The sequence below is a fragment of the Pseudomonas sp. H9 genome (assembly GCF_004353925.1).
Lineage (GTDB): Bacteria > Pseudomonadota > Gammaproteobacteria > Pseudomonadales > Pseudomonadaceae > Aquipseudomonas.
In genome coordinates this window covers 47,248-69,352 of the sequence record NZ_SMOK01000032.1, presented here as the reverse complement: position 1 = coordinate 69,352, position 22,105 = coordinate 47,248, and the positions used below count along the sequence as shown (strand labels likewise).

Here is a 22,105-nt window from a genome sequence, read left to right as displayed (position 1 = left end):
GGCCCTTAGCCGATAGGTAGGCGAGGGCTTGCTGTGGCAGCGGGCTTGCCCCGCGACTGCGGTGTGCCAGCCAAATCGCAATCGCGGGGCAAGCCCGCTCCCAACCTTCAGGCCGGCACGCTCAAGCGTGCGCACCAGGCCTAGGCTGATAGAGGTGAGGCCGACACCAAAGTCGGTCGGCGCAATGAAAAATGTCTGCATGCGAACTTCTCGAAGTGAGCTGTGCAAAAAATCAATTGCCAAGGGTATCGCTATCGGCCCTTAGCCGATAGGTAGGCGAGGGCTTGCTGTGGCAGCGGGCCCGCTCCCGTTTGTCCGGGTTGCGTTCGCTTTCGGGCGATGCGTTGGTTACACTTATTGGCTCTACATTCTTATGCAAAAGGTCTCGCCCCATGCTGATCGCCGCCAACAAGGCTGTCTCCATCGACTATACCCTGACCAACGACGCTGGTGAGGTCATCGACAGCTCCGCCGGCGGCGCTCCGCTGGTTTACCTGCATGGCGCAGGCAACATCATTCCAGGCCTGGAAAAAGCCCTGGAAGGCAAAGCTGCCGGTGACGAGCTGGAAGTTGCCATCGAGCCAGAAGACGCCTACGGCGAATACCTGGCTGAACTGGTCAGCACCCTGAACCGCAGCATGTTTGAAGGTGTTGACCAACTGGAAGTGGGCATGCAGTTCCACGCTTCCGCGCCCGATGGCCAAATGCAGATCGTGACCATCCGTGATCTGGACGGCGACGACGTAACCGTCGACGGCAACCACCCACTGGCCGGTCAGCGCCTGAACTTCAAGGTCAAGGTCGTCAACATTCGTGACGCCAGCGAAGAAGAAGTGGCCCATGGCCACGTCCATGGCGAAGGTGGCCATCACCACTGATTTTCTGCGCTAAGCTCAGAGAGTCGCGAAGGCGTCCGGGCAAGTTTGTCTCACTCCATCAGGGTAAGGCGGCTTGGCAGGGCGCTTTTTTAATGGGCTGGTGCTACTGATTGCAGCCCGCAGCGGCAACCGGGATCTGGAGAGGGAGTACGTCATGAGTGCATTTCACGACCTGAAGTTGCAGGCACTGAATGGCCAAGAGTTACCTCTGGCGCCGTTTAAGGGCCAGGTAGTGCTGGTGGTCAATGTCGCCTCCAAGTGTGGCCTGACCCCACAATATGCGGCCTTGGAAAACTTGTACCAGCAGTACAAAGGCAACGGCTTCAGTGTGCTGGGTTTGCCGTGTAATCAGTTCGCCGGGCAAGAGCCAGGCACTGACGATGAAATCCAGCAGTTCTGTAGTTTGAATTACGGTGTGACCTTCCCGTTGAGCAGCAAATTGGAGGTCAATGGCGCCGAGCGTCATCAGCTCTACCGTTTGCTGGCTGGTGAAGGTGCGGAGTTCCCTGGGGACATCACCTGGAACTTCGAGAAATTCCTGGTTGGCAAGGATGGCCGGGTGTTGGCGCGTTTTTCGCCGCGTACTGCGCCGGATGATTCGACTGTGGTGCAGGCGATCGAGAAGGCGTTGGGCTAAGGCCCTATCGCGGGGCAAGCCCGCTCCCACAGGATTGGTGGGAGCGGGCTTGCCCCGCGATGCTGTTAAATCACTCAAATCAATAGTACTGGGCCCCGCTGAGCGCTCACCCTATTCTTTGGCGCATTCCTACTTCTCTGGAGCGCCGCATGTCAGCCACCGCACTGTTCACCCCCGTTCAATTGGGCTCCCTGGAGCTAGCAAGCCGTGTGGTCATGGCACCGATGACTCGTACCTTCTGCCCGGGCGGCGTGCCTCATGCCAAAGTGGTCGAGTACTATCGCCGTCGTGCTGCTGCCGGTGTCGGGCTGATCATTACTGAAGGCACCACAGTTGGTCACAAAGCGGCCAACGGCTACCCGAATGTGCCGCGCTTCCATGGCGAAGATGCCTTGGCGGGTTGGAAAAAGGTCGTCGATGCCGTGCATGCCGAAGGTGGTCGCATCGTTCCGCAACTCTGGCATGTGGGTAGCGTACGACGCCTGGGCACCGAGCCCGACGCCAGCGTGCCAGGCTACGGCCCCAGCGAAAAAACCAAGGACGGCCAGTTGGTAGTGCATGGCATGAGCCGAGAGGATATTCGCGACGTGATCGAAGCGTTCGCCCAGGCCGCTCGCGATGCACAACGCATTGGCATGGATGGTGTTGAAATTCACGGTGCCCATGGTTACTTGATCGACCAGTTCTTCTGGGCCACCAGCAACCAACGTACCGACGAATACGGTGGCGATCTGGCCGGGCGTTCGCGTTTTGCCATTGAACTGATCCAGGCAGTACGCGCAGCAGTCGGACCGGATTTCCCGATCATTTTCCGTTTCTCACAATGGAAACAGCAGGACTACAGTGCCCGTCTGGTTGAAAGTGCCGAAGCGCTGGGTGCATTTTTGCAGCCGCTGGCCGACGCCGGTGTGGATATCTTCCACTGCTCTACCCGCCGCTTCTGGGAGCCGGAGTTCGAAGGTTGCGAACTGAATCTGGCTGGCTGGACCCGCCAGCTCACCGGAAAGCCGACGATCACCGTAGGCAGTGTCGGCCTGGATGGCGAGTTCCTGCAGTTCATGGTGGCTACCGATAAAGTGGCGCAGCCGGCCAGCCTGGAAAACCTGCTGACCCGCCTGAACAACGATGAGTTCGACCTGGTAGCCGTGGGGCGCGCATTGCTGGTGGATGCCGATTGGGCGGCCAAGGTTCGCGACGGCCGCGAACAAGACATTCTGCCGTTCAGCCGCGAGGCGTTGACGACTCTGGTTTGATCGCCAGCGCTGCCGGAGGCTGGGGCACAGGATTGCTTCGGCCTTGGTGACAAGCTTCGCGCAGGTGGCCTTCAAACTGCTCGATGATCAATGGCCAGCCTTGACGGCTGGCATGGCAGCGGGCATTCAAGCGCACCCTGCGCAGGGCTTCGGCGTCTTCCAGTAACCAATTGCAGGCATCAATAAAGGCCGCTTCGTCGCCGGGCATAGCCAGTGCACCGCTATGGCCATGACGAATATGCTGGGCGGCTGCAGCCTGATCGTAGGCCACCACGCCCAAGCCTGACGCCAAGGCTTCGAGCACCACATTGCCAAAGGTTTCGGTGAGGCTAGGGAACAGAAAAATATCCCCCGAGGCGTAGTGTTCACCCAGCACTTCTCCCCGTTGAGCGCCGCAGAACACGGCATCCGGTAGTTGTTGCTGCAATGCACCGCGTTGCGGCCCGTCACCGACCACAATCAACCTGATGCGCCGCTGTGGATAACGTTGTCGTGCAGCATGCAGGCAGTGCTGCAGTACCCCCAGGTTCTTTTCCGCTGCCAGGCGCCCGACATACAACAGGGCAATATCATCATTGGCCAGCCCCCACTGTTCACGCAGTGCCTGGTTACGTCTGCCGGGATTGAATAACTGGCTGTCGACGCCACGGGCTGTGAGCGTCAGGTTATCGAACCCGCGTCGTTCCAACTCCAGACGCTGGCTGACACTGGGCACTAGCGTGGTATGGGTGCGCCGGTGAAACCAGCGCAGGTAGAGGGTCAACAGCCTGGCCAGCAACCCCAGACCATATTTGCTGGAGTACTGATGGAAGTTGGTATGAAAACCGCTGACTACCGCTATCCCCAGCCTGCGTGCCGCCCGTAAGGCACTTAGCCCCAAAGGCCCTTCGGTGGCGATATACAACACATCAGGGCGCTGCCGTCGCCAGTGGCGCAGCAGCTTGTGCATCGAAACCTGCCCCCACTGCAATCCCGGATAGCCGGGCAACGGCCAGCCGTGGCAGAGCAGGCGCGGTTCATCTTCGTCATCGAGCGAGTCACCGGCCTGGCGTGGGCGTACCAGTTCGACTTGATGGCCGCGTTGACGCAAGCCTTCGCTCAAGTGCCACAGGGTGTTGGCCACGCCATTGATCTCAGGCGGATAGGTTTCGCTGATCAGGGCGATATGTAGGGTGGGTGCGCTCATGAACACCAGTTTCAGCGGGCACAATTGCGCTTCGGTGACGTCTTGATGACTGATTTGTGACGCCCGATTTTCGGCGTTGACCGGCGGAAAAAATTCCCAGGAAAGCACTCAAGAATGCCAGGCATTCAGCCGATGCATAGGCATTCGAATGACCGATTTCGCTCCAGGAGAGCGTTGATGTTCAACAGCAAACTGAAAAAAGAAAACCTGCAACTGCGCGAAGAGCTGCTGTCGATGGAGCAGGTCAAGAATAGCCTGGACAGCGAGATGCTGGTCTTGCAACTCGACCCTCAGGGGCGCATCGAATCGGTCAACGGCAACTTCGAAAAAGAAATGCTGTACAGCAGCCATCAACTGATTGGACGCAACATCGAAGAGATCGTCCCTGTCCACGTCAAACAGTTGGATTTCTACCAGCGGATGAAAAACGCCATCACCCGTGGTGAACACCTTAATGGTGCCTTCCGTCTGCTGCGTGGCAATGGCCAGGAGGCATGGTTGCGGTCAATTCTGCAGCCGGTGAAGAGCAGCGAAGGGCGGCTGAAGTACTTCACCCTGCATTCCAGCGACCTCACCCGCACCATCGAGTCTTCGCGTGAACACGAAAGCCTGATCAAGGCACTGATGCGTTCTACGGCGGTGATCGAATTCAACCTGCAAGGTGAGGTGCTGACCGCCAATGATCGCTTCCTGCAAACCATGGGCTATCGCCTGGAGCAGGTCGTTGGCAAACACCACCGCATGTTCTGTGAACCGGAAGAGGCCAACTCCACTGCCTACCAGGCGTTCTGGGACAGATTACGCCGTGGCGAGTTTATTGCCGAGCGCTTCAAACGCGTGGATGCGCATGGCCGCGTCGTATGGCTGGAAGCGTCCTACAACCCGATCATCGATGCCCATGACGTGCTCTACAAAGTGGTCAAGTTCGCCACCGTTATCACCGATCAGGTCAATCAGGAACTGGCCGTCGCCGAAGCAGCCGATATTGCCTATACCACCTCGGTGGAGACCGATAACAGCGCACGCAAAGCCACCGATGTGGTGACCCAGACCGTTGAAGTGATGCGCGGCCTGGAGGCTTACATGCAGCAGGCTGCCGATGGCATCGAGGCGTTGGACAAACAGTCCCAGGTGATCGGTTCGATCATCAAGACCATCAGCGACATTGCCGGGCAAACCAACCTGCTGGCACTCAACGCCGCCATCGAGGCTGCTCGTGCCGGTGAGCAGGGCCGCGGCTTCGCTGTGGTCGCCGACGAAGTACGGCAACTGGCGTCGCGTACCAGTACCGCCACTGAAGAGATCGCCCGGGTGGTGCAGCAGAACGAGCAATTGGCCAAAGCCGCAGTGGATATCATCGACAGCAGCAAGCGTCAGGCTGAACAGGGCCTGACCCTGGCCGGACAGACGGGTACGGTGATTGTCGAGATTCAGGACGGGGCGATGAAAGTGGTGAACGCGGTGGGGCAGTTTTCCAACCAGTTGGGTAGCTGACAGCCACTGCTGGAGGGAGCACCCTCGGTGGGAGCGGGCTTGCCCCGCGATGCGATGTGACAGACAGATCGCTATCGCGGGGCAAGCCCGCTCCCACCGGGGAGATTCACCTCAGAGCGGTTGATTGAAGAATGCGCTGAGTGTCGCGCTGACCGCCCGCGCCCCGGTGCTGATCGCAGGCAGCTCAACGACAAAACCAGGCGTATGGTTCATCGCCGGCGGCAGCTGTTTTTTTTCCGTCAGGTTCTTGTACACCTCGGGCTTGCCCGACCCCACCTCAAGGAACAGCACCTTGGTATCCGGGTAAGGACTGGCCAGCATGTGGAAGTCCTCCGAGCCCATCAGCGGCGGCATACCAGGCAATACCTTGTCGGCACCCAGTTGCTGCACCAGTGCGGACTGGGCCAGCTCGGTCTGCGCTTTGCCGTTGAGCACCGGGGTGGAATAGCCCTTCATGGTGTATTTGGCTTGGTAGTCGGCTGGCATGCCGTTCATCACCAGCACGCCGCTGGTGACCGATTTGATGCCCTCTATCATCCGCTCGCGAACCTGTGCGTCGTACCAGCGCAGGTTAAGTTTGAGCGTAGCACTGACCGGGATGATGTTGTTATTGACCCCGGCCTGAAAGGCGCCGACGGTGAGTACCGCTGGCTTGGATTGATCGACCATGCGGCTGATGATGGTCTGGTAACCCATGACCGCCATGGCGCCCATCACCACCGGGTCTTTGGTCACATGCGGGGTCGATCCGTGTCCACCGATGCCGGGCAGCTCGACGTCGATCTGGTCGGTACCGGCCAGACGCGGCCCTTCGCGCAGGCCGACGCTGTCAGCCGGGTACACCGGAGACACATGCGCCGCCACCAGCACGTCCGGCTTGGGGGCGAAGTCGTAGAGGCCGTTGTTGACCATGGCGCTGGCGCCTTCGAGAGTTTCTTCCGCCGGTTGTGCAACCAGTACCAAAGTGCCTGACCACTGATCCTTGAGTTGGGTCATGATCTTGGCCACTTCGATCAACCAGGTGGTGTGCGCGTCGTGGCCACAGGCATGCATGACCGGCTGGCTGGGGTTACCGAGCCAGGGCGTGACTTTACTGCTTTGATAGGGCAAGCCGGTGGCCTCTTTGATCGGCAGGGCATCCATATCGGCACGGTACATCACCACCGGCCCCGGGCCGTTGCGCAGAATACCCACCACGCCGGTGGTACCCACTGCAGTCTTCACCTCAAAGCCCTGTGCTTGCAGGGCTTTGGCTACCAAGGCAGCGGTTTCCTTCTCCTGGAAGGCCAGTTCCGGGTTGCGGTGCAGCTGTTTGAACAGCTCGATCATCTGTGCTTCGTCCTGTTTAACCAGGGCGTCGATACGGGTGTTCAGATCGGTTGGCGCAGCCTGTACCGAGAGGGCGCTGAAGCAAGCAAAGGCAAGCACGCTGGGGCGAAGAGGGAAGGACATGGCGTAAATCCTTGTACGGATAATTATTGTTCTGAAGGTGCGGTGTTGCATGGGCAAACAAGTCTGTGTATCTATGCCTGGTGCGTCCAATGCAAAAATAATCAAGGATTGATGCGGTGAACGACTCAATTGATTTGAAGCGAATTCGCCATCTGGTCCTGCTCAGCGAGGAGCTGCATTTCTCGCGTGCGGCCGAGCGCGCCAACCTGTCGCAGACCGCCTTTAGCCGCAGCATTCAGTCGCTGGAGGCCGATCTTGGGGTGCGCCTGTTCGACCGCGATACTCGTTCAGTGGTGCTCACCGCCGCAGGGCGGCAACTGCTGGCAAGTGGGCGGGAATTGCTCGGTTGTGCCGGGCGCTTGCTGGCCGAGGCCAATGACATTGCCCAGGCCGATGGCGGCGAGTTGAATTTCGGTGCTGGCATGATGGCTGCCAACCTGTACCTGCAGGATGCGCTGACCGTGTTGCGCAAGCGCACGCCCAGGCTGGTCATGAGGGTTGAGGTCAACCACTGGAATCAACTGGTCCAACGCCTGGAACAGGATGAAATCGAGTTCTTCGTCGCGTTCACCTGCGACCCGGCACGCAAGTCCGATCCGCGTTTCGAGATAACCCCTTTGCCCGCGGCGCCTGCCTCGGTCTTTTGCCGCGCCGACCACCCGCTGATCCAGCAAAAGGCCGCCGTCACCCGCCAGCAACTGCTGGACTATCCCTGGAGTTCGGTGCTGTTCGATGAGATCGCGCCTGTGCGCTTGCATGAGTTGCTCGACCTGCCCGCCGGCACGGCTGCGCCCCTGGCGTTAGGCTGCAATGACCTGCAGTTGCTGCGCGGTACCACCCTGGGCAGCGATGCGCTGCTATTCACCTGGCGCGCCTGGCTGGAAGAGGATCTGCGCACGGGGGCGATCTGCGATCTGGGGAGGTTGCTGCAGCCCAGGCTTCCCGGTGGTGGCTGCAGCATCGCCAGTGCGCTTGTCTGTCATGCCGGACGTACCCTGTCGCCGATTGCACGGCAGGCCATCGAGCTGATCACGGCGGCGGCCGGCAGGCCGCAGCAAGGTTAGCGCTCGCGCACCCAGAACAGCGTGGCGCCGGCCACGGCCGCCGGCATCATCAGGATGTTGAGAAACGGCACCAGCAATACCAGGTACACCGAACCACCGAAGCCCAGGCTCTGCCAGCGCTTCTCACGCAACCAGGCGAGCATGTCCTGCCAGCTCATCTTGTGGTTGTCGGCCGGGTAGTCGATGTACTGGATGGCCATCATCCAGATACCGAACAACAGCCACAACGGTGCGGCGATGATGTTGATCACCGGAATCAGCGACAGGATGAACAGTGCGATCGCCCGCGGCAGGAAATACCCCAGCTTGCGCGCCTCGCGGCCAAGGGTGCGGGGGACCATGGCCATCAGCTCGGCCCAGCTGAAGGCCGGGAAGTCATCGGTGCCGCGTACCACTACTTCGACTTTTTCCGCGAGGAAACCATTGAACGGAGCGGCGATGACGTTGGCCAGCATGGTGAAGGTGAAAAACACCATCAATCCCACCAGCACCACGAACAGCGGCCACAGCACATAATTGAGAAAGCTCAGCCAGCTCGGCAGGCTGGGCATCAGGGAATCGACCCAGAGGCTGAACTGGTGGCCAGCAAAATAGATCAGGCCGACGAACAGCAGCAGGTTGACTGCCAACGGCAGTAACACGAACAGGCGCAGGCTCGGGCTCAGGACCAGTTTCAGTCCTTCACGCAGGTACTGAGGGCCAGAGAGGACAGGGGCTTGCATAGAGGGCTCCGGGTAAAGGCAAACGCGCTGACCTTACCGAGTTTGAGCGGTTGACGAAAGCATGTCGCTTTCTGGGAAACGGGCTGTAACAAAAGCCCGTCAGGCTGTCGGGGCTGGTCTCATAGATAAACAGCTGCAGCCCTGGATGATGAATAGAGCGGGCCTATAAGGTGGATTGTCTAAGGATATTTCCTTAATCTCTGCGGCCTCGCTAAAGTGCGCACATCTTTTCAACGCCTTCGAATTCTAATCTTCAAGGAGTTTCCATGAGCATTCTGGTCAACAAGCAAGCCCCTGATTTTGATGCGGCGGCGGTGCTGGGCGACGGTTCGATCGTCGACAGCTTCAAGCTTTCTTCCCTGCGCGGCAAATACGTCGTGCTGTTCTTCTGGCCGCTGGACTTCACCTTTGTCTGCCCGTCGGAAATCATTGCCCATAACAACCGTATGGACAAGTTCCGTGAGCTGGGTGTGGAAGTGGTCGGTGTGTCGATCGACTCGCAATTCACCCACCACGCCTGGCGCAGCACCCCGGTCGAGAAGGGCGGCATCGGCGAAGTCGAGTTCACCATGGTGGCCGACGTTAAACACGAAATCACCCGTGCCTACGGTATTGAGCACGATGCCGGCGTCGCCCTGCGTGCTTCGTTCCTGATCGACCAGCAAGGTGTGGTTCAGCACCAGGTGGTCAACAACCTGCCACTGGGTCGTGAAGTTGATGAAATGATCCGTCTGGTTGAAGCCCTGCAGTTCACCGAGCAGCACGGTGAAGTTTGCCCGGCCGGCTGGCGCCCAGGCCAGAAAGGCATGAAGGCTGATGCCAAAGGCGTTGCCGACTACCTGGCGGAAAACGCTGCCAGCCTGTAAGGCTGCGGTTTAACGATTTTCAGAACCTGCGGCCAAAAGCCTTCCCCAAGTGCTTCGCAGGTTCTTTTTTATTCCAGCCGGCGATCCCGGCGTTACGGGACTGGCCAGTGAGTGCCAGCCCGACAGGAGTGTGACATGTCTGAAGTACGTCATTCGCGAGTGATCATCCTTGGTTCCGGCCCTGCCGGTTACAGCGCTGCAGTCTATGCTGCCCGCGCCAACCTCAAGCCGCTGCTGATTACCGGCATGCAGGCCGGTGGCCAGCTGACTACCACCACTGAAGTCGACAACTGGCCGGGTGACGCCCACGGCCTGACCGGCCCGGCGCTGATGCAACGTATGCAAGAGCACGCCGAGCGCTTCGAAACTGAAGTGGTGTTCGACCACATCAACGCCGTTGATCTGGCCAGCAAGCCTTACACCCTCAAAGGTGACAGCGCGACTTACACCTGTGATGCCCTGATCATTGCTACCGGCGCCAGCGCTCGTTACCTGGGCCTGCCTTCGGAAGAAGCATTCATGGGCAAAGGCGTTTCCGCCTGCGCGACCTGCGATGGTTTCTTCTACCGCAACAAGCCGGTTGCCGTTGTCGGTGGTGGTAACACCGCTGTTGAAGAAGCGCTGTACCTGGCCAACATCGCCAGCAAGGTCACCCTGGTTCACCGCCGTGAGACCTTCCGCGCCGAGAAGATCCTGATCGACAAGCTCAACGCCCGTGTTGCTGAAGGCAAGATCGAGCTGAAACTCAACGCCACCCTGGATGAAGTCCTGGGCGACGACATGGGTGTCACCGGTGCACGCCTGAAGAACAACGATGGCAGCTTCGATGAAATCAAGGTTGACGGTGTGTTCATTGCCATCGGCCACACCCCGAACACTTCGCTGTTCGAAGGCCAGCTGACCCTCAAGGACGGCTACCTGGTGGTCAACGGCGGCCGCGATGGCAACGCCACTGCTACCAACGTTGAAGGTGTGTTTGCGGCGGGTGACGTGGCTGACCACGTTTACCGTCAGGCCATCACCTCGGCCGGTGCGGGCTGCATGGCAGCACTGGACGTAGAGCGTTATCTGGACGGCCTGCAGAACGCCTGATTCTGCCGGACCTGATCGCGGGGCAAGCCCGCTCCTGATGTAGGAGCAGGCTTGCCCCGCGATGTTTTTACAGGCTCAGGCGCATGGACAGATCCACCGCCTTCACATCCTTGGTCATGGCTCCAATCGAGATGTAATCCACACCGGTGTCGGCAATCACCCGCAGGGTGCTTTCGTTGACGCCGCCACTGGCCTCAAGTTTGGCTTTGCCAGCATTCAGACGCACGGCTTCGCGCATATCATCCAGGCTCAGTTCGTCGAGCATGATGATGTCGGCACCGGCCTCCAGCGCTTGCTTGAGTTCATCCAGGCTTTCCACTTCAACTTCCACCGGTTTGCCGGGGGCGATCTTGTGTGCCGCGTTAATAGCCTGGGCAATGCCGCCGCTGGCGGCAATGTGGTTTTCCTTGATCAGGAACGCATCGAACAACCCGATACGGTGGTTGTGGCAGCCGCCACAGGTAACCGCGTACTTCTGTGCCAGACGCAGGCCCGGCAGGGTTTTGCGGGTGTCGAGCAATTTGACTTGAGTGTCGGCGACCAGATCGGCGAGAAACTGGGCACGGGTAGCCACGCCCGAGAGCATCTGCAGGAAGTTCAATGCACTACGTTCGCCGGTCAGCAATGAGCGGGCCGGGCCTTCGAGGTGGAACAACGGCTGGTTGGCCTGCACACGATCACCGTCCTTGACCTGCCAATGCACGGCCACCCGCGGATCGAGCTGGCGGAACACGGCGTCGACCCAGGCGGTACCGGCAATGACGCAGTCATCACGGGTAATGATGGTGGCCTTGGCCAGGCGCTCGGCCGGGATCAACTGAGCGGTGATGTCGCCACTGCCGATGTCTTCAAGCAACGCACGGCGCACGTTGGCTTCGATTTCAGCGGTCAGGTTGGCGAGGCGTAAGTTCGGCATGGCGGGCTCCACAAGCTAAGTGCTCGCGATTATAGGGCAGGCTGTGCTGGCGAGTGTCTTGATTTTGCCAGATAATGCGACTTGTATTTGACGTCATGGCTTTGACGATTTGTCGCTCAGTTTCAAGATCACCCAGCAAGGAGTCCGGGATGCACAATGACGGGAAGGTGGTGCCGATCAAGGCGGCCATCGATCAGGTGCTCATTGCGCCTCTTGCTCGTCTGCCGGTGGTGCTCCTGCAAGTCCGTGACAAAGCTGCCCTGCAATTGCGCCAGGGCCTGCAGGCCTTGTTCGACAATGCTGACGATACCCTGTTCGAAATGGCCGACAAGGCGGCCAGCAATAGCGTGCAGAACTCTCTCTTCGAAGCGATGCGCGATTTGCGCCACAAACGCATGAATATCGAGCGTGGCTACCTCGATCGCTTCTATGAAGCGTTCGCCCGGATTGGCCAGAGCGAGCCGGTTTCCGGGGTTTTGCCGCCGACCACGTCGGGCAGTCAAGATGAACTGGAGCGCACGGTGGCACTGGAGGCCATGGTTGACCGTGCCCTGAGCCGTGATGGCCTTGCGCTTAATCAACTGACCTTGCGCTTCTCGGCGTTGACCGGGCACGTGCTGGACGACCTGCGCAACCCGTTGGGGCCGGCCATGCTCTGTGAGTATTTCCTTCAAGCCGGGCGTGACTTGGGCGTAGGCATCAAGGTCAAGCTGATCATTCTGCAACTGTTCGAGCGCTACGTACTGCAGGATGCCGATCTGTTGTATGGCGAAGCCAATCAACTGCTGGCAGCCACCGGCGTGTTGCCGCAGCTCAAGGCAGTACCTGCACGCCGCAGCCAGGCGCGTCCGACTGAGCGCACGCAGACCTGCGCCGGGCAAGTTGAGGGCAGGGCAGCTGCGGCTGAACTGGATGCCAATGAACAAGCAGTCTTCACCTCGCTTCAGAGCCTGCTGTCGAGGGTTCGCGGCCGAATAGCGCCACGGGTGGAGGCCTGCAAACCCATGCAGCCGATCAGTACCCGAGACCTGCTTCGCTTGCTCTCTCATCTGCAACACTATGTGCCGCCTGCCAGTGAGGCTGACGACTTCGACCTGCACCAGCAGCTTGAACAACTGCTGACCCGCGTCAGCATGAAGAGCGGCACCTACCGCAAAGTCGAGGGTGTTGATGAAGATGTGATCAACCTGATCGCCATGCTCTTTGACTTCATTCTCGATGATCGCAACCTGCCCTATTCGTTACGTGCCCTGATCGGGCGACTGCAGATCCCCATGCTCAAAGTGGCGGTCCTGGACAAACGCTTTTTCAGCCGCAGCAGTCATCCGGCGCGACGTTTGCTCAACGAAATTGCAACAGCCGCCATGGGCTGGGGCGCCAGTGACGATTGCCAGCGCGATGCCCTGTACGAACGGGTAGAGAAGATCGTGCAACGCCTGCTCAACGACTTTGACGATGATCCGGCCATTTTTTCCGAGCTGCTGGCTGAGTTTCTGGCGTTCAACAGTGACGAGCGGCGACGCAACGAGTTGCTGGAGCAGCGTACCCGCGACGCTGAAGAAGGCCGCGCTCGGGCCCAGTTGGCGCGTCAGCGGGTGGAACAGGAAATCAATCGCCGCTTGCTGGGCAAGACGCTACCCAGGTTCGTGGTGCGTGTGCTTGAAGAGGCCTGGAGCCAGGTGCTGTTGCTCGCCTGTCTCAAGCATGGGGATACTTCGCCTGTTTGGCTGAAAGCTCTGGAAACCATGGATGAGCTGATCTGGAGTGTCCAGCTACATCGCGAACCGCAGGCGCTGCGACGTTTGCTGGAGGTGGTGCCCGGACTGCTCAAGGCCTTGCGCGACGGCCTGGCCAGTGTGGCGTTCGACCCCTTTGCTACCAGTGAGTTTTTTGCGCAACTGGAAGCTTTGCACGTTCAGGCCTTTGAAAGCAGTTACGCCAGCAGCACCCCGGTCAGTGAAGATGCCGAGCGAGTGTTGGTGCTCGATGAGATCGTTTTGGCCTGCCCAGAACAGCCAGTGCCAGTGCAAAGCCCGGTACGCCTGGCTGATGATGATCCGGCCGTGCTGCAAGTGCAGCGTCTGCGTATCGGTCAGTGGCTGGAAGTGATTGAGGATGACGAGGTGCTGCGCTGCAAGCTGATCGCACAGATCGACAGCACGGGCATGTTGATTTTCGCCAACCGCACGGGCCTCAAAGTCCGTGAGTACTCGCCCATGGCGCTGTCGGTTGCACTGCGTCGGGGCGCAGTGCGCTTGCTTGATGACACGCTGCTGTTCGATCGGGCGCTCGACTCAGTGGTCAATCAGTTGCGTCGGTATCAAGCGCGTTAGCCTGCGACATGTTTTACGATGCATCCGCTTACGCCTCGGGGCATACTGGGCTTGTGCTCTTGTACCTCAGGATCTTCTATGCAACTGGACCGCGCTACAGGCTGGTTCGCCGGTATTACTCATTGCCCTTCGCCGAATTTCAATGCCCGCGCTGAAGGCGAGGTTATTTCCCTGCTGGTGATTCACAACATCAGCCTGCCGCCGGCGCAGTTCGGCACCGGCAAGGTTCAGGAGTTCTTCCAGAACCGCCTGGACCCCAACGAGCACCCTTATTTCGACGGAATCAAGCATCTGCGGGTATCCGCGCACTTTTTCATCGAGCGGGATGGTGAGGTGACCCAGTTTGTTTCCTGCCTGGACCGCGCCTGGCATGCCGGGGTGTCTTGCTTTGCCGGGCGTGAGGCTTGTAATGATTTTTCCATCGGTATCGAACTTGAAGGCACCGATGAGCTGCCATTTACCGATGCTCAATATCAATCTCTGCAGACATTGACCTTGCAGATCCAGGCCGCCTGGCCGGCCATCGACGAACAACGGATTCAAGGCCACAGCGACATCGCTCCGGGGCGTAAGACCGACCCGGGGCCGGCGTTCGACTGGCCGCGCTATCGAGCGACTTTGCAGGGCAATGGGGGCAGATCATGAGTTTCCTGGTGTTGTTACTGGTGCTGTGGGTCGAGAAATTCTCGGCATTACGTCAACGATTGCAACGCGATGGATTCTTTCGCAGCGAAATGGCGCGTCTGGAACGCAATGGCAAGGGGCATCCGTGGTGGGTGCTTTCGATCCTGGTGTTGGCGCCGGTGCTGCTGGTCGCTTTGCTCGACCAGGTGCTGGAACCGGTGGCCTACGGTTTGTTAGCACTGCCACTGCACCTGTTGGTGCTGATCTACAGCCTGGGCCGGGGAGATGTAAAAGCCTCACTCGGCCCGTTCCGCGATGCTTGGCGCCGGGGTGATGAGCAGGCGGCTGTCCATGTTGCCGAGCGCGATCTGGGCGTTACCGGCGACGACGCGACACTGCTGCTTGACCGGGTTCAGGGGCACCTGTTGTGGCAAGCCTATCAGAGCTTTTTCGCGGTGATTTTCTGGTACGTGTTGCTGGGCCCGGCCGCCGCGCTGGCCTACCGTTTGCTCGCCCTGACGGCTGAATACTCCCAGTCGGCAGCGTTGCGCGAGCGTGCCCAACAATTGCGTCATGCCTTCGATTGGGCGCCGGTGCGGGTGCTGGGGGTGAGCTTTGCCTTGGTCGGTAATTTCGTTGCGGTCAGCCGGGTGATGTTGCATGAGTTGCTGCACTGGAACATTCCGGCTCCGCGATTGATCGCTGCGGTTGGCCATGTCGCCGGGGATATGCCCAAGGGTGCCCCGGCTGGCCCAGAAGGGTTGGTCGGGCTGGACTCGTTGTGGGAGCTGCTGCTGCGCTCTGCAGTGCTGTGGTATGCCTGCTTCGCCTTATGGACCGTGCTGGGCTAACGCCTCCTTCGGTGGGAGCGGGCTTGCCCCGCGATTGCGGTGTGACAAACAAATAGCAATCGCGGGGCAAGCCCGCTCCCACAATCTCTTAACGTTAAGTTACAAAACCCCGATCCGATATGTGATAAAGCTACTGCTGATAAGTCACCAGTGGCCTTGTGCCATTGTGCGCGTAGAACAATAAGAATCGGAGGGGACTGCCCGTGAAGAGCCTGTTGTATCCGGCCATCGCGCTGATGAATCGTTTGAGCTTCGGGATGAAGTTCAGTCTGATCAGTATTATGTTTTTCCTGCCCATGTTAGTGACCAACTTCTATCTGGTCCGCGACTCCTATGCACAGTTTCGAGCGACTCAGGTAGAGCTGCAGAGCCTTGCCCTGCTCAATAGCAGCCTGGCCTTGCGCGGTGACCTGGAATCTCTGGGTAGTCTGGTGCAGATCAATGCCGTGCTTGGCCAGTCGGGAAAGGCTGCAGACCTGGAGTCGCAGATCTCCCGGCTGCAACAGCAGATACAGAGCCGAATCTCCGGGCTTAGCGCTGTTACCGCCGATGAGAAGCAGGCCGTTGAATTTCAGGCCAAGCGCGACGAAATGCTCAAGCAGCTCAAGACTGCACAGGCAGAGTCGTCGTTATCGAGCAAGGTTGCGCACCTGGACAAACTGTTGGGCCAGGCCCAGGTGCTGAGCAGCATGATCGCCAGCCACGCCGGCCTCAATCAGGACAGCGACCTGGCGATTCGTCAATTCACCGAGTTGATGACCACCGTTACGCCTGAAGTCACCCAAACACTCGGCGACGGCCGCGCGATGGGCGCCTATTCACTGGGCCAGGGCTTTCTCAATTCTGCGACCAGTACACGACTGGAAGACTTGTTGCAGCGCTTGGACAAGCTGGCTGCCAATTACGCACTCAAAATTGAGGATGCGCTGAGCAATGATCCAGATGCAAAAGCGCAACTGGGCAGCCTGGCTGCCGCGAGTCAGGCGTCGCTGAAACAGGCCAATGAAATGCTCGAGGAGCAGGTGGTCGTAGCTGACACGCTTGATGTGCAGTGGTCGGCGTTCTATCAGCAGATCAGCAGCCTGATGGGGCAAACCTACGCGCTCAATACAGCAATCAGCGAATACCTCGACCAGCAATTGCAGGAACGCCTGGGCAAACATCAACTGCACATGGTGTTGCTGGTAGCGGCCCTGGCCGCAGTGTTCTTGCTGATTGTCTACCTGTATGGCGGCTTTTACGCTTCGACCCGACATACCTTGAAAACCCTGGGCGCGGTGATGGACAAGGTCGCTGCCGGTGACATGACCGTGCATTTTCGCGCCCATAGTCGCGATGAGCTAGGGGAGTTGGGGCAGGTGTTCAACGGCACCGTACGGCGCATACATGATCTGATCGAGCAGGTGGGGCACACAGTGTCAGAGGTTGAGCGCCAGACCGAGCAGGTTCATGCGGTGTCGGCGCGCAGTAACCAGGCGGTCAGCGGCCAGCGCGGGCAGATCGAGCAGGTCGCCACGGCCATGAACCAGATGTCAGCCACCGCCCAGGAAGTGGCGCGCAGCGCGGCAGCTGCGGTCAACAGTGCCCACAGCGTCAATCAGGAAACCGTCAATGGTCGCGGTCTGGTCGAATCCCAACAGGGCAACATCGTGCGTCTGGCGGGGGAAATCGATCAGTCGGTAGACGTAATCAACCAGTTGGCCAGCGACAGTCAGGCAATCAGCCGCGTGCTGGAAGTGATCAAAAGTATTGCCGAGCAGACAAACCTGCTCGCCCTCAACGCAGCCATTGAGGCCGCGCGCGCCGGAGAGCAGGGGCGTGGGTTTGCGGTGGTGGCCGATGAGGTTCGCACCCTGGCCAAGCGCACGCAGCATTCGACCGAAGAAATCGAGCAAATGATTTCGCGCCTGCAAGGTGGTGTTGGTGCGGCGGTCAAAGCCATGGATGCCAGCCATCAGGTGGCGGCGGGTACGGTTGAGCAGTCACAACGGGTGCAGCAGGCACTGGAGAACATTCTTGGCGCAGTGGGCAGTATCGTTGACCAGAACCAACAGATTGCCGCTGCCGTGGAACAACAGACCAGCGTTGCCCATGACATTGACCAGAACATTGTCGAAATCAACCGTGCCGCAGAACACACCACCCAGGGCGCACATCAGACAGAGGATGCCAGCCGCCAGTTGTCGGCTCAGGTAACGGAATTAAAGCGGCTGATCAGTGCGTTCAGAGTCTGATGGAGCGGTTGCTGAAGTTTTCCACGCTGTGACAAAGTAGCGGCCTGAAGGATTCCAGGGAGCCGGATGTGTCGGCAACGCTGCGGGTGTAGTCTCACCCTCACAGCAACGGAACCTCGAATCCCCGCGATTCGGCTCCCTCAGCATATTCACTGACGAGGTACAGACATTGGCCATCATCCATCCTAAAGTTCGCGGTTTTATCTGCACCACTACGCACCCGACGGGTTGCGAGCTGAACGTACGTGATCAGATCGAAGCCACCCGCAAGCTGGGCGTGCGCAAGGATGGTCCGAAAAAGGTCCTGGTGATCGGCGCATCCAGCGGCTATGGCCTGGCGGCACGTATCACAGCAGCTTTCGGTTTCGGCGCTGACACCTTGGGTGTTTTCTTCGAAAAGCCGGGCACTGAAACCAAGGCCGGTACCGCTGGCTGGTATAACTCTGCCGCGTTCGACAAATTCGCCAAGGCCGAAGGCCTGTACAGCAAGTCGATCAACGGTGACGCCTTCTCCGACGAAGCCCGCGCCAAAGTCATCGAACTGATCAAGAACGAAATGGGCGGCCAGGTTGACCTAGTGGTCTACTCGCTGGCTTCGCCAGTACGCAAGCTGCCACAGACTGGCGAAGTGGTGCGCTCGGCCCTCAAGCCGATCGGCCAGCCGTACAAGTCGACCGCCATCGACACCAACAAAGACACCATCATCGAAGCTTCCATCGAGCCGGCCAGCGAGCAAGAAATTGCCGACACCGTGACCGTGATGGGTGGCCAGGACTGGCAGTTGTGGATCGATGCCCTGAACGCCGCCGGTGTTCTGGCACCGCAAGCGCGCACTGTGGCCTTCAGCTACATCGGCACCGAGATCACCTGGCCAATCTACTGGCACGGCGCGCTGGGCAAGGCTAAGCAGGATCTGGACGAAACCGCCAAGCGCCTCAACGCGAAAGTCGGCGGTGGTGCGAACGTTGCGGTGCTCAAGTCGGTGGTGACCCAGGCCAGTTCGGCTATTCCGGTGATGCCGCTGTACCTGTCGATGGTCTTCAAGATCATGAAGGAAAAGAACGTTCACGAAGGCACTCAAGACCAGCTCGATCGCATGTTCCGCGACCGCCTGTACCGTGAAGACGGTGCACCAGCGGCGCTGGACGAAGAAGGTCGTCTGCGCCTGGACGACTGGGAGCTGCGTGATGACGTTCAGGACGCCTGCAAGGCCATGTGGCCTCAGGTAACTACCGAGAACCTGTTTGAACTGACCGACTACGCCGGTTACAAGAAACAGTTCCTCAACCTGTTCGGCTTCGAGCGTGCAGACGTCGACTACGATGCCGATGTTGCCACTGACGTACAGTTCGACTGCATCGAGCTGTAATCACAGCCTGCTCGTTACCGCTGTGTTTGCACGGCGGTAACGACTGTTTGAGGTTTCCCAATGAGCAGCCTCGAAACATTTCCCCCTTTGCCAACCGCCAGTAACACCGCATTCGCGTTTCAAGAACGTGCAGGCGATGGCTATCTTCTCGGCGGCTTTTGTTGGCGCCATGCACTGCCGGACAATACCCGCCCGGTCGTCATCATCAATGCCGCGACCTCTGTACGCTGCAACTATTACGCGCGTTTTGCCCAATATTTGTTCAGCCACGGCTTCGATGTCATGACCTATGACTACCGTGGTATCGGCGAGTCGCGCCCGGCGTCCATGCGTTATTTCAAGGCCTCGTGGACCGACTGGGGTTCACTGGACTTCGAGGCCATCGTGCAACGCGCGGTGCGAGAGTTTCCCGGGCAACCGATAGATGTTGTCGGTCACAGCTTTGGTGGCTGCGCGGCAGGTCTGGCGAGCTCTGCTACCCGCGTCCGCAGATTGGTGACGGTCGGTGCGCAGTTCGCCTACTGGCGTGACTATGCCGCCGACAGCCGCTGGCAGTTGCTTGGCAAATGGCACGTGGTGATGCCCGTTTTGACACGGCTGTTCGGTTATTTTCCGGGTAAGCGCCTGGGTTGGCTGGAGGATACGCCAGCGGGCGTGGTGCACGACTGGACGACAAGGACGGCAACCTATGAGTTGCGCCCTAGTGGTAAAGCGGCGGGGGACTTGCCGTTTGCCCGGGTCAAAGCGCAAACCCTGGCGATCAGCCTGACCGATGACCCTTTCGGTACGATTCCGGCGATTGAGCGGCTATTGAGTTACTTCAAAGCCAGCGAGCGTAGCCATTTGCGTATTGCACCTGCTGATATCGACGCGGCGCAGATCGGCCATTTCGCTTTTTTCCACAACCGCTTTCAGCAGCGGCTATGGCCAATTGCCCTGCAATGGCTACAACAAGGGCAACTGGCCGAAGGCACGCCAGGATGCTTGAAGGCGTTTAGCGAGGCTTGAGCGGCTGCTCGGTGAACTTCACGGCGCTCAGGCCGTGTTTGATCAGCGCACGGATGTTGCCGTGGTCGCTGCCTTCCGGGGTCGCCAACACCGAGCGGTAGTGTTCACCAAAGGCTAGCAGCGCTTCTTCATCGCTCAGGCCTTCCAGCAGGGCCAGGCCCAGGGTTTTGCAGGAACCTTCGTTCTGTCCGGCAGCGCTTTGCACTCCACCGTTGTTGAAGGCTTGTGGCTGGTAGTCGTAGTGGGCTGCGACGAAGGCCAGGGTGTCGGCGAATTGATGCTCGCCGGACTTCAGGCTGGCGCGCAGGGTGTTCAGATCAGTCATTTGGCTTTCCTTTGGCGAACGCCGCTTGCTGCTCGGCGCTGGCTTCTTTCTGGTATTGGGCTTTCCATTCGGCGTACGGCATGCCGTAAACCACTTCGCGGGCTTCGTCCATGCTCAGCTCGATCTGGCGCTCGTCGGCGGCGGCCTTGTACCACTTCGACAGGCAGTTGCGGCAGAATCCGGAGAGGTTCATCAGGTCGATGTTCTGCACATCCTTGCGGCTGTCCAGGTGAGCCACCAGGCGGCGGAAGGCCGCTGCTTCAAGCTCGAGTTTCTGTTGGTCGTTCATGGTCATTCTCGTCACAAGGATGCGTCAGTCTACCGCGATGCGGTTTTTCAGGTGGCGACCACCGTTGATCACCACGTTGCTGCCGGTGCTGTACTGGCTTTCAAGCAGAAACCGCACAGCCTCGATCAGCGGCTGTGCGCCGGGTTCGAATTCCAGCAGGGCTTTTTTCAGGGTTTGTTTGCGGTAGGCCTCGTCGCTGTTCTCTTTGAGAATCAGCAGCCCCGGCAAGATCGCGTTGACCCTGACCACCGGTGCGTATTTTTCGGCGAACGACAGCACCATGTTCTGTAGCGCGGCCTTGGTCGCGGCGTAGCCGATGTGGCTCTTGCTGCCGCGCGAGGACGTTTCATCGCAAATGTGGATGATGTCGGCCTTGTCCATTTTCAACAGTTGCTCGCCCAGCGCCAGGTTCAGGTGGTAGGGCGCTTCGACATGCAGTTTGAACATGGTGTTGAGGTTGGCCAGGTCATCATCGAGCCACAGCGAAGCGTTGTGGACGATGGCCCGCAGGCCATCATAGTTGCGTTGCAGGTGATCGATCAGGGCCAGGCGGTCGTCTTCCTGGCACAGGTCGGCCTGGAACTGGATGATGTTCGGGTGCGCCGCCTCAGGGCTTTTGCTACGGCTGGCGCTGACTACGGTATAGCCGGCCTGCGCCAGGTTCACGGCCAATGCCAGTCCGACACGCTGGCTGGCTCCGGTGACAAGAATTGGGCTGTTCATGGTGGGGGCGGTCAACTTATTCAGGTTCTCTTTAGGTAGCCCCCAGCATACCCGAACTAGGCAGGATTGCGCGCACCCTGCGGCCCGGAGCGGTGCGCCGGAGTATTGAGCCAATTGGCCAGCAAGCGGGTCGACAATGGAATGAAGAAGTACACCATCAACGGCGTCAGCCCCAGGGTGCTCAACAAGACTCTTGGCACCAGATCGAGCGCGCTGAGCCAGTGACCGAACAGCAGGTTGAACAGCAGCGAAACGGGAAAGAATGCCAGCCAGATCGCGACTGCCTGTTTCCAGCGAGCAGGGCGCTGCACCGGATTGGTGCCAAACCAGCCGTCCAGGCCACTGGCGCGTAGTTCCAGCGGTTGCTCGAACAGGCCGTTGCCGCGGCTCAACCAGGCCCTGCGTGACGCTGAGTGTTCCCAGGCCTGCATGGTTTGCTCGTTGGTGAAGCGGAAAATGATCTGGAACTCATCACCTTGTGGCGGAGGGGCCAGGACGCCGGAGCCGAGGTAGCCGGTGAAGTCGGTGGCGAGCTGTTCGCCTTCGTGCAGCCAGCTCATGAGGTCTTGATAGCGGCCGGCAGCGACGCGGCGAGTCACCATCAAGGTAACGGGAGGGGTAGACATTGTGTATCTCCTGGCAACCGGGCGTGGCGGGTGGCCTGCCCATGAAATGCGTCCGGGGTGGTGGACAGCATTTGCTTGTATGCAAAAAGCGGGCACAGATTATTGCTGAATTAACCTGACTCGTCAGTGCTGAGGTCTTGGCAATGCAAAGAAATGGACATGG

General features: G+C 59.4%; 20 protein-coding genes and 5 pseudogenes. 15 read left to right on the top strand and 10 right to left on the bottom strand.

All coding sequences use genetic code 11. The features are described from left to right. Positions 1 to 111: 111 nt before the first annotated feature. Positions 112 to 201 (bottom strand): annotated as a pseudogene (locus E1573_RS27345) (AAA family ATPase); the annotation flags it as partial. A gap of 106 nt (positions 202 to 307) precedes the next feature. Then, a pseudogene (locus E1573_RS27075) lies at positions 308 to 424 on the bottom strand (DUF3565 domain-containing protein); the annotation flags it as partial. Between E1573_RS27075 and E1573_RS22610 the strand changes: the two are divergent. The 3 genes from E1573_RS22610 to E1573_RS22600 all read left to right on the top strand — a co-directional run bounded on the left by E1573_RS22610 (position 393) and on the right by E1573_RS22600 (position 2,768). After that, entirely contained in the window at positions 393 to 878 is a 486-nt protein-coding gene (locus E1573_RS22610; RefSeq protein ID WP_128322723.1) for a peptidylprolyl isomerase, read from the top strand. The pseudogene E1573_RS27075 and the gene E1573_RS22610 sit on opposite strands and share 32 nt — an antisense overlap. Positions 879 to 1,032: 154 nt before the next feature. After that, positions 1,033 to 1,515 (top strand): glutathione peroxidase, encoded by a 483-nt coding sequence (locus E1573_RS22605; protein WP_133216773.1) that lies wholly within the window; start codon positions 1,033 to 1,035, stop codon positions 1,513 to 1,515. 149 nt (positions 1,516 to 1,664) lie between these two features. After that, entirely contained in the window at positions 1,665 to 2,768 is a 1,104-nt protein-coding gene (locus tag E1573_RS22600; protein ID WP_133216772.1) for an NADH:flavin oxidoreductase, read from the top strand. Here E1573_RS22600 and E1573_RS22595 read toward each other — a convergent pair. Then, positions 2,737 to 3,954: a glycosyltransferase family 1 protein gene (locus tag E1573_RS22595; RefSeq protein WP_133216771.1), complete on the bottom strand. Its 1,218-nt coding sequence runs from the start codon at positions 3,952 to 3,954 to the stop codon at positions 2,737 to 2,739. The genes E1573_RS22600 and E1573_RS22595 overlap by 32 nt on opposite strands. Positions 3,955 to 4,068: 114 nt before the next feature. Between E1573_RS22595 and E1573_RS27340 the strand changes: the two are divergent. After that, positions 4,069 to 4,902: pseudogene (locus tag E1573_RS27340) on the top strand (PAS domain-containing protein); the annotation flags it as partial. Positions 4,903 to 5,016: 114 nt separating this feature from the next. Next, positions 5,017 to 5,448 (top strand): methyl-accepting chemotaxis protein, encoded by a 432-nt coding sequence (locus E1573_RS27335; protein WP_371925212.1) that lies wholly within the window; start codon positions 5,017 to 5,019, stop codon positions 5,446 to 5,448. A gap of 111 nt (positions 5,449 to 5,559) precedes the next feature. On the opposite strand, the gene E1573_RS22585 is transcribed toward E1573_RS27335, so the two are convergent. Next, positions 5,560 to 6,900 carry an amidohydrolase gene (locus E1573_RS22585; protein ID WP_133216769.1) on the bottom strand — a complete coding sequence of 447 codons (1,341 nt, stop codon included), beginning with the start codon at positions 6,898 to 6,900 and terminating at the stop codon, positions 5,560 to 5,562. Between the two features lie 116 nt (positions 6,901 to 7,016). Between E1573_RS22585 and E1573_RS22580 the strand changes: the two genes are divergently transcribed. After that, positions 7,017 to 7,964 carry a LysR family transcriptional regulator gene (locus tag E1573_RS22580; RefSeq protein ID WP_133216768.1) on the top strand — a complete coding sequence of 316 codons (948 nt, stop codon included), beginning with the start codon at positions 7,017 to 7,019 and terminating at the stop codon, positions 7,962 to 7,964. Here E1573_RS22580 and cysZ read toward each other — a convergent pair. Then, the gene (gene cysZ / locus E1573_RS22575) at positions 7,961 to 8,686 is read right to left on the bottom strand and encodes a sulfate transporter CysZ (protein ID WP_133216767.1); all 726 of its coding nucleotides are present in this window, start codon (positions 8,684 to 8,686) and stop codon (positions 7,961 to 7,963) included. The genes E1573_RS22580 and cysZ overlap by 4 nt on opposite strands. Before the next feature lie 266 nt (positions 8,687 to 8,952). Here cysZ and E1573_RS22570 point away from each other — a divergent pair, with 266 nt between their 5' ends. Next, a complete protein-coding gene (locus E1573_RS22570) occupies positions 8,953 to 9,552 on the top strand; it encodes a peroxiredoxin (protein ID WP_133216766.1) in 600 nt (199 codons plus the stop codon). Between the two features lie 135 nt (positions 9,553 to 9,687). Beyond that, a complete protein-coding gene (gene trxB, locus E1573_RS22565) occupies positions 9,688 to 10,644 on the top strand; it encodes a thioredoxin-disulfide reductase (protein ID WP_133216765.1) in 957 nt (318 codons plus the stop codon). A gap of 67 nt (positions 10,645 to 10,711) precedes the next feature. Here trxB and nadC read toward each other — a convergent pair whose 3' ends face one another. Continuing rightward, a complete protein-coding gene (gene nadC, locus E1573_RS22560; protein WP_133216764.1) occupies positions 10,712 to 11,560 on the bottom strand; it encodes a carboxylating nicotinate-nucleotide diphosphorylase in 849 nt (282 codons plus the stop codon). A 149-nt stretch (positions 11,561 to 11,709) separates the two neighbouring features. Here nadC and E1573_RS22555 point away from each other — a divergent pair, with 149 nt between their 5' ends. The 7 genes and pseudogenes from E1573_RS22555 to E1573_RS22530 all read left to right on the top strand — a co-directional run bounded on the left by E1573_RS22555 (position 11,710) and on the right by E1573_RS22530 (position 19,979). After that, positions 11,710 to 13,893, top strand: coding sequence for a DUF1631 domain-containing protein (locus E1573_RS22555; RefSeq protein ID WP_133216763.1), 2,184 nt, complete (start codon positions 11,710 to 11,712; stop codon positions 13,891 to 13,893). 78 nt (positions 13,894 to 13,971) lie between these two features. Then, positions 13,972 to 14,538, top strand: a complete 567-nt coding sequence (gene ampD / locus E1573_RS22550) for a 1,6-anhydro-N-acetylmuramyl-L-alanine amidase AmpD (protein WP_133216762.1) — start codon at positions 13,972 to 13,974, stop codon at positions 14,536 to 14,538. After that, the gene (ampE, locus tag E1573_RS22545; protein WP_133216761.1) at positions 14,535 to 15,368 is read left to right on the top strand and encodes a regulatory signaling modulator protein AmpE; all 834 of its coding nucleotides are present in this window, start codon (positions 14,535 to 14,537) and stop codon (positions 15,366 to 15,368) included. Before ampD ends, ampE begins: the two co-directional genes overlap by 4 nt. Before the next feature lie 236 nt (positions 15,369 to 15,604). Next, positions 15,605 to 16,747: pseudogene (locus E1573_RS27330) on the top strand (HAMP domain-containing protein); the annotation flags it as partial. A gap of 282 nt (positions 16,748 to 17,029) precedes the next feature. Further along, a pseudogene (locus E1573_RS27325) lies at positions 17,030 to 17,602 on the top strand (methyl-accepting chemotaxis protein); the annotation flags it as partial. 169 nt (positions 17,603 to 17,771) lie between these two features. Beyond that, positions 17,772 to 18,971, top strand: a complete 1,200-nt coding sequence (gene fabV, locus E1573_RS22535) for an enoyl-ACP reductase FabV (protein ID WP_133216759.1) — start codon at positions 17,772 to 17,774, stop codon at positions 18,969 to 18,971. Between the two features lie 60 nt (positions 18,972 to 19,031). Further along, entirely contained in the window at positions 19,032 to 19,979 is a 948-nt protein-coding gene (locus E1573_RS22530; protein WP_133216758.1) for an alpha/beta fold hydrolase, read from the top strand. On the opposite strand, the gene E1573_RS22525 is transcribed toward E1573_RS22530, so the two are convergent. Genes E1573_RS22525 through E1573_RS22510 form a run of 4 tightly spaced genes read right to left on the bottom strand, consistent with a single transcriptional unit; the run spans position 19,966 to position 21,942 of the window. Next, entirely contained in the window at positions 19,966 to 20,304 is a 339-nt protein-coding gene (locus tag E1573_RS22525) for a HopJ type III effector protein (RefSeq protein WP_133216757.1), read from the bottom strand. The two genes, E1573_RS22530 and E1573_RS22525, sit on opposite strands and share 14 nt — an antisense overlap. Next, a complete protein-coding gene (locus tag E1573_RS22520) occupies positions 20,297 to 20,593 on the bottom strand; it encodes a DUF1244 domain-containing protein (RefSeq protein ID WP_133216756.1) in 297 nt (98 codons plus the stop codon). The genes E1573_RS22525 and E1573_RS22520 overlap by 8 nt, the downstream gene beginning before the upstream one ends. A gap of 24 nt (positions 20,594 to 20,617) precedes the next feature. Continuing rightward, positions 20,618 to 21,316, bottom strand: coding sequence for a dihydromonapterin reductase (folM, locus tag E1573_RS22515; protein WP_133216755.1), 699 nt, complete (start codon positions 21,314 to 21,316; stop codon positions 20,618 to 20,620). A 56-nt stretch (positions 21,317 to 21,372) separates the two neighbouring features. Beyond that, the gene (locus E1573_RS22510) at positions 21,373 to 21,942 is read right to left on the bottom strand and encodes an antibiotic biosynthesis monooxygenase (protein WP_133216754.1); all 570 of its coding nucleotides are present in this window, start codon (positions 21,940 to 21,942) and stop codon (positions 21,373 to 21,375) included. Positions 21,943 to 22,105 lie beyond the last annotated feature (163 nt).

Bases quoted from the DNA above. Each gene is read 5' to 3' on its own strand.
- E1573_RS22610 (WP_128322723.1), top strand. From the start codon at position 393: ATGCTGATCGCCGCCAACAAGGCTGTCTCCATCGACTATACCCTGACC.
- E1573_RS22605 (WP_133216773.1), top strand. From the start codon at position 1,033: ATGAGTGCATTTCACGACCTGAAGTTGCAGGCACTGAATGGCCAAGAG.
- E1573_RS22600 (WP_133216772.1), top strand. From the start codon at position 1,665: ATGTCAGCCACCGCACTGTTCACCCCCGTTCAATTGGGCTCCCTGGAG.
- E1573_RS22595 (WP_133216771.1), bottom strand. From the start codon at position 3,954: ATGAGCGCACCCACCCTACATATCGCCCTGATCAGCGAAACCTATCCG.
- E1573_RS27335 (WP_371925212.1), top strand. From the start codon at position 5,017: ATGCGCGGCCTGGAGGCTTACATGCAGCAGGCTGCCGATGGCATCGAG.
- E1573_RS22585 (WP_133216769.1), bottom strand. From the start codon at position 6,900: ATGTCCTTCCCTCTTCGCCCCAGCGTGCTTGCCTTTGCTTGCTTCAGC.
- cysZ (WP_133216767.1), bottom strand. From the start codon at position 8,686: ATGCAAGCCCCTGTCCTCTCTGGCCCTCAGTACCTGCGTGAAGGACTG.
- E1573_RS22570 (WP_133216766.1), top strand. From the start codon at position 8,953: ATGAGCATTCTGGTCAACAAGCAAGCCCCTGATTTTGATGCGGCGGCG.
- trxB (WP_133216765.1), top strand. From the start codon at position 9,688: ATGTCTGAAGTACGTCATTCGCGAGTGATCATCCTTGGTTCCGGCCCT.
- nadC (WP_133216764.1), bottom strand. From the start codon at position 11,560: ATGCCGAACTTACGCCTCGCCAACCTGACCGCTGAAATCGAAGCCAAC.
- E1573_RS22555 (WP_133216763.1), top strand. From the start codon at position 11,710: ATGCACAATGACGGGAAGGTGGTGCCGATCAAGGCGGCCATCGATCAG.
- ampD (WP_133216762.1), top strand. From the start codon at position 13,972: ATGCAACTGGACCGCGCTACAGGCTGGTTCGCCGGTATTACTCATTGC.
- ampE (WP_133216761.1), top strand. From the start codon at position 14,535: ATGAGTTTCCTGGTGTTGTTACTGGTGCTGTGGGTCGAGAAATTCTCG.
- E1573_RS22530 (WP_133216758.1), top strand. From the start codon at position 19,032: ATGAGCAGCCTCGAAACATTTCCCCCTTTGCCAACCGCCAGTAACACC.
- E1573_RS22525 (WP_133216757.1), bottom strand. From the start codon at position 20,304: ATGACTGATCTGAACACCCTGCGCGCCAGCCTGAAGTCCGGCGAGCAT.
- E1573_RS22520 (WP_133216756.1), bottom strand. From the start codon at position 20,593: ATGAACGACCAACAGAAACTCGAGCTTGAAGCAGCGGCCTTCCGCCGC.
- folM (WP_133216755.1), bottom strand. From the start codon at position 21,316: ATGAACAGCCCAATTCTTGTCACCGGAGCCAGCCAGCGTGTCGGACTG.
- E1573_RS22510 (WP_133216754.1), bottom strand. From the start codon at position 21,942: ATGTCTACCCCTCCCGTTACCTTGATGGTGACTCGCCGCGTCGCTGCC.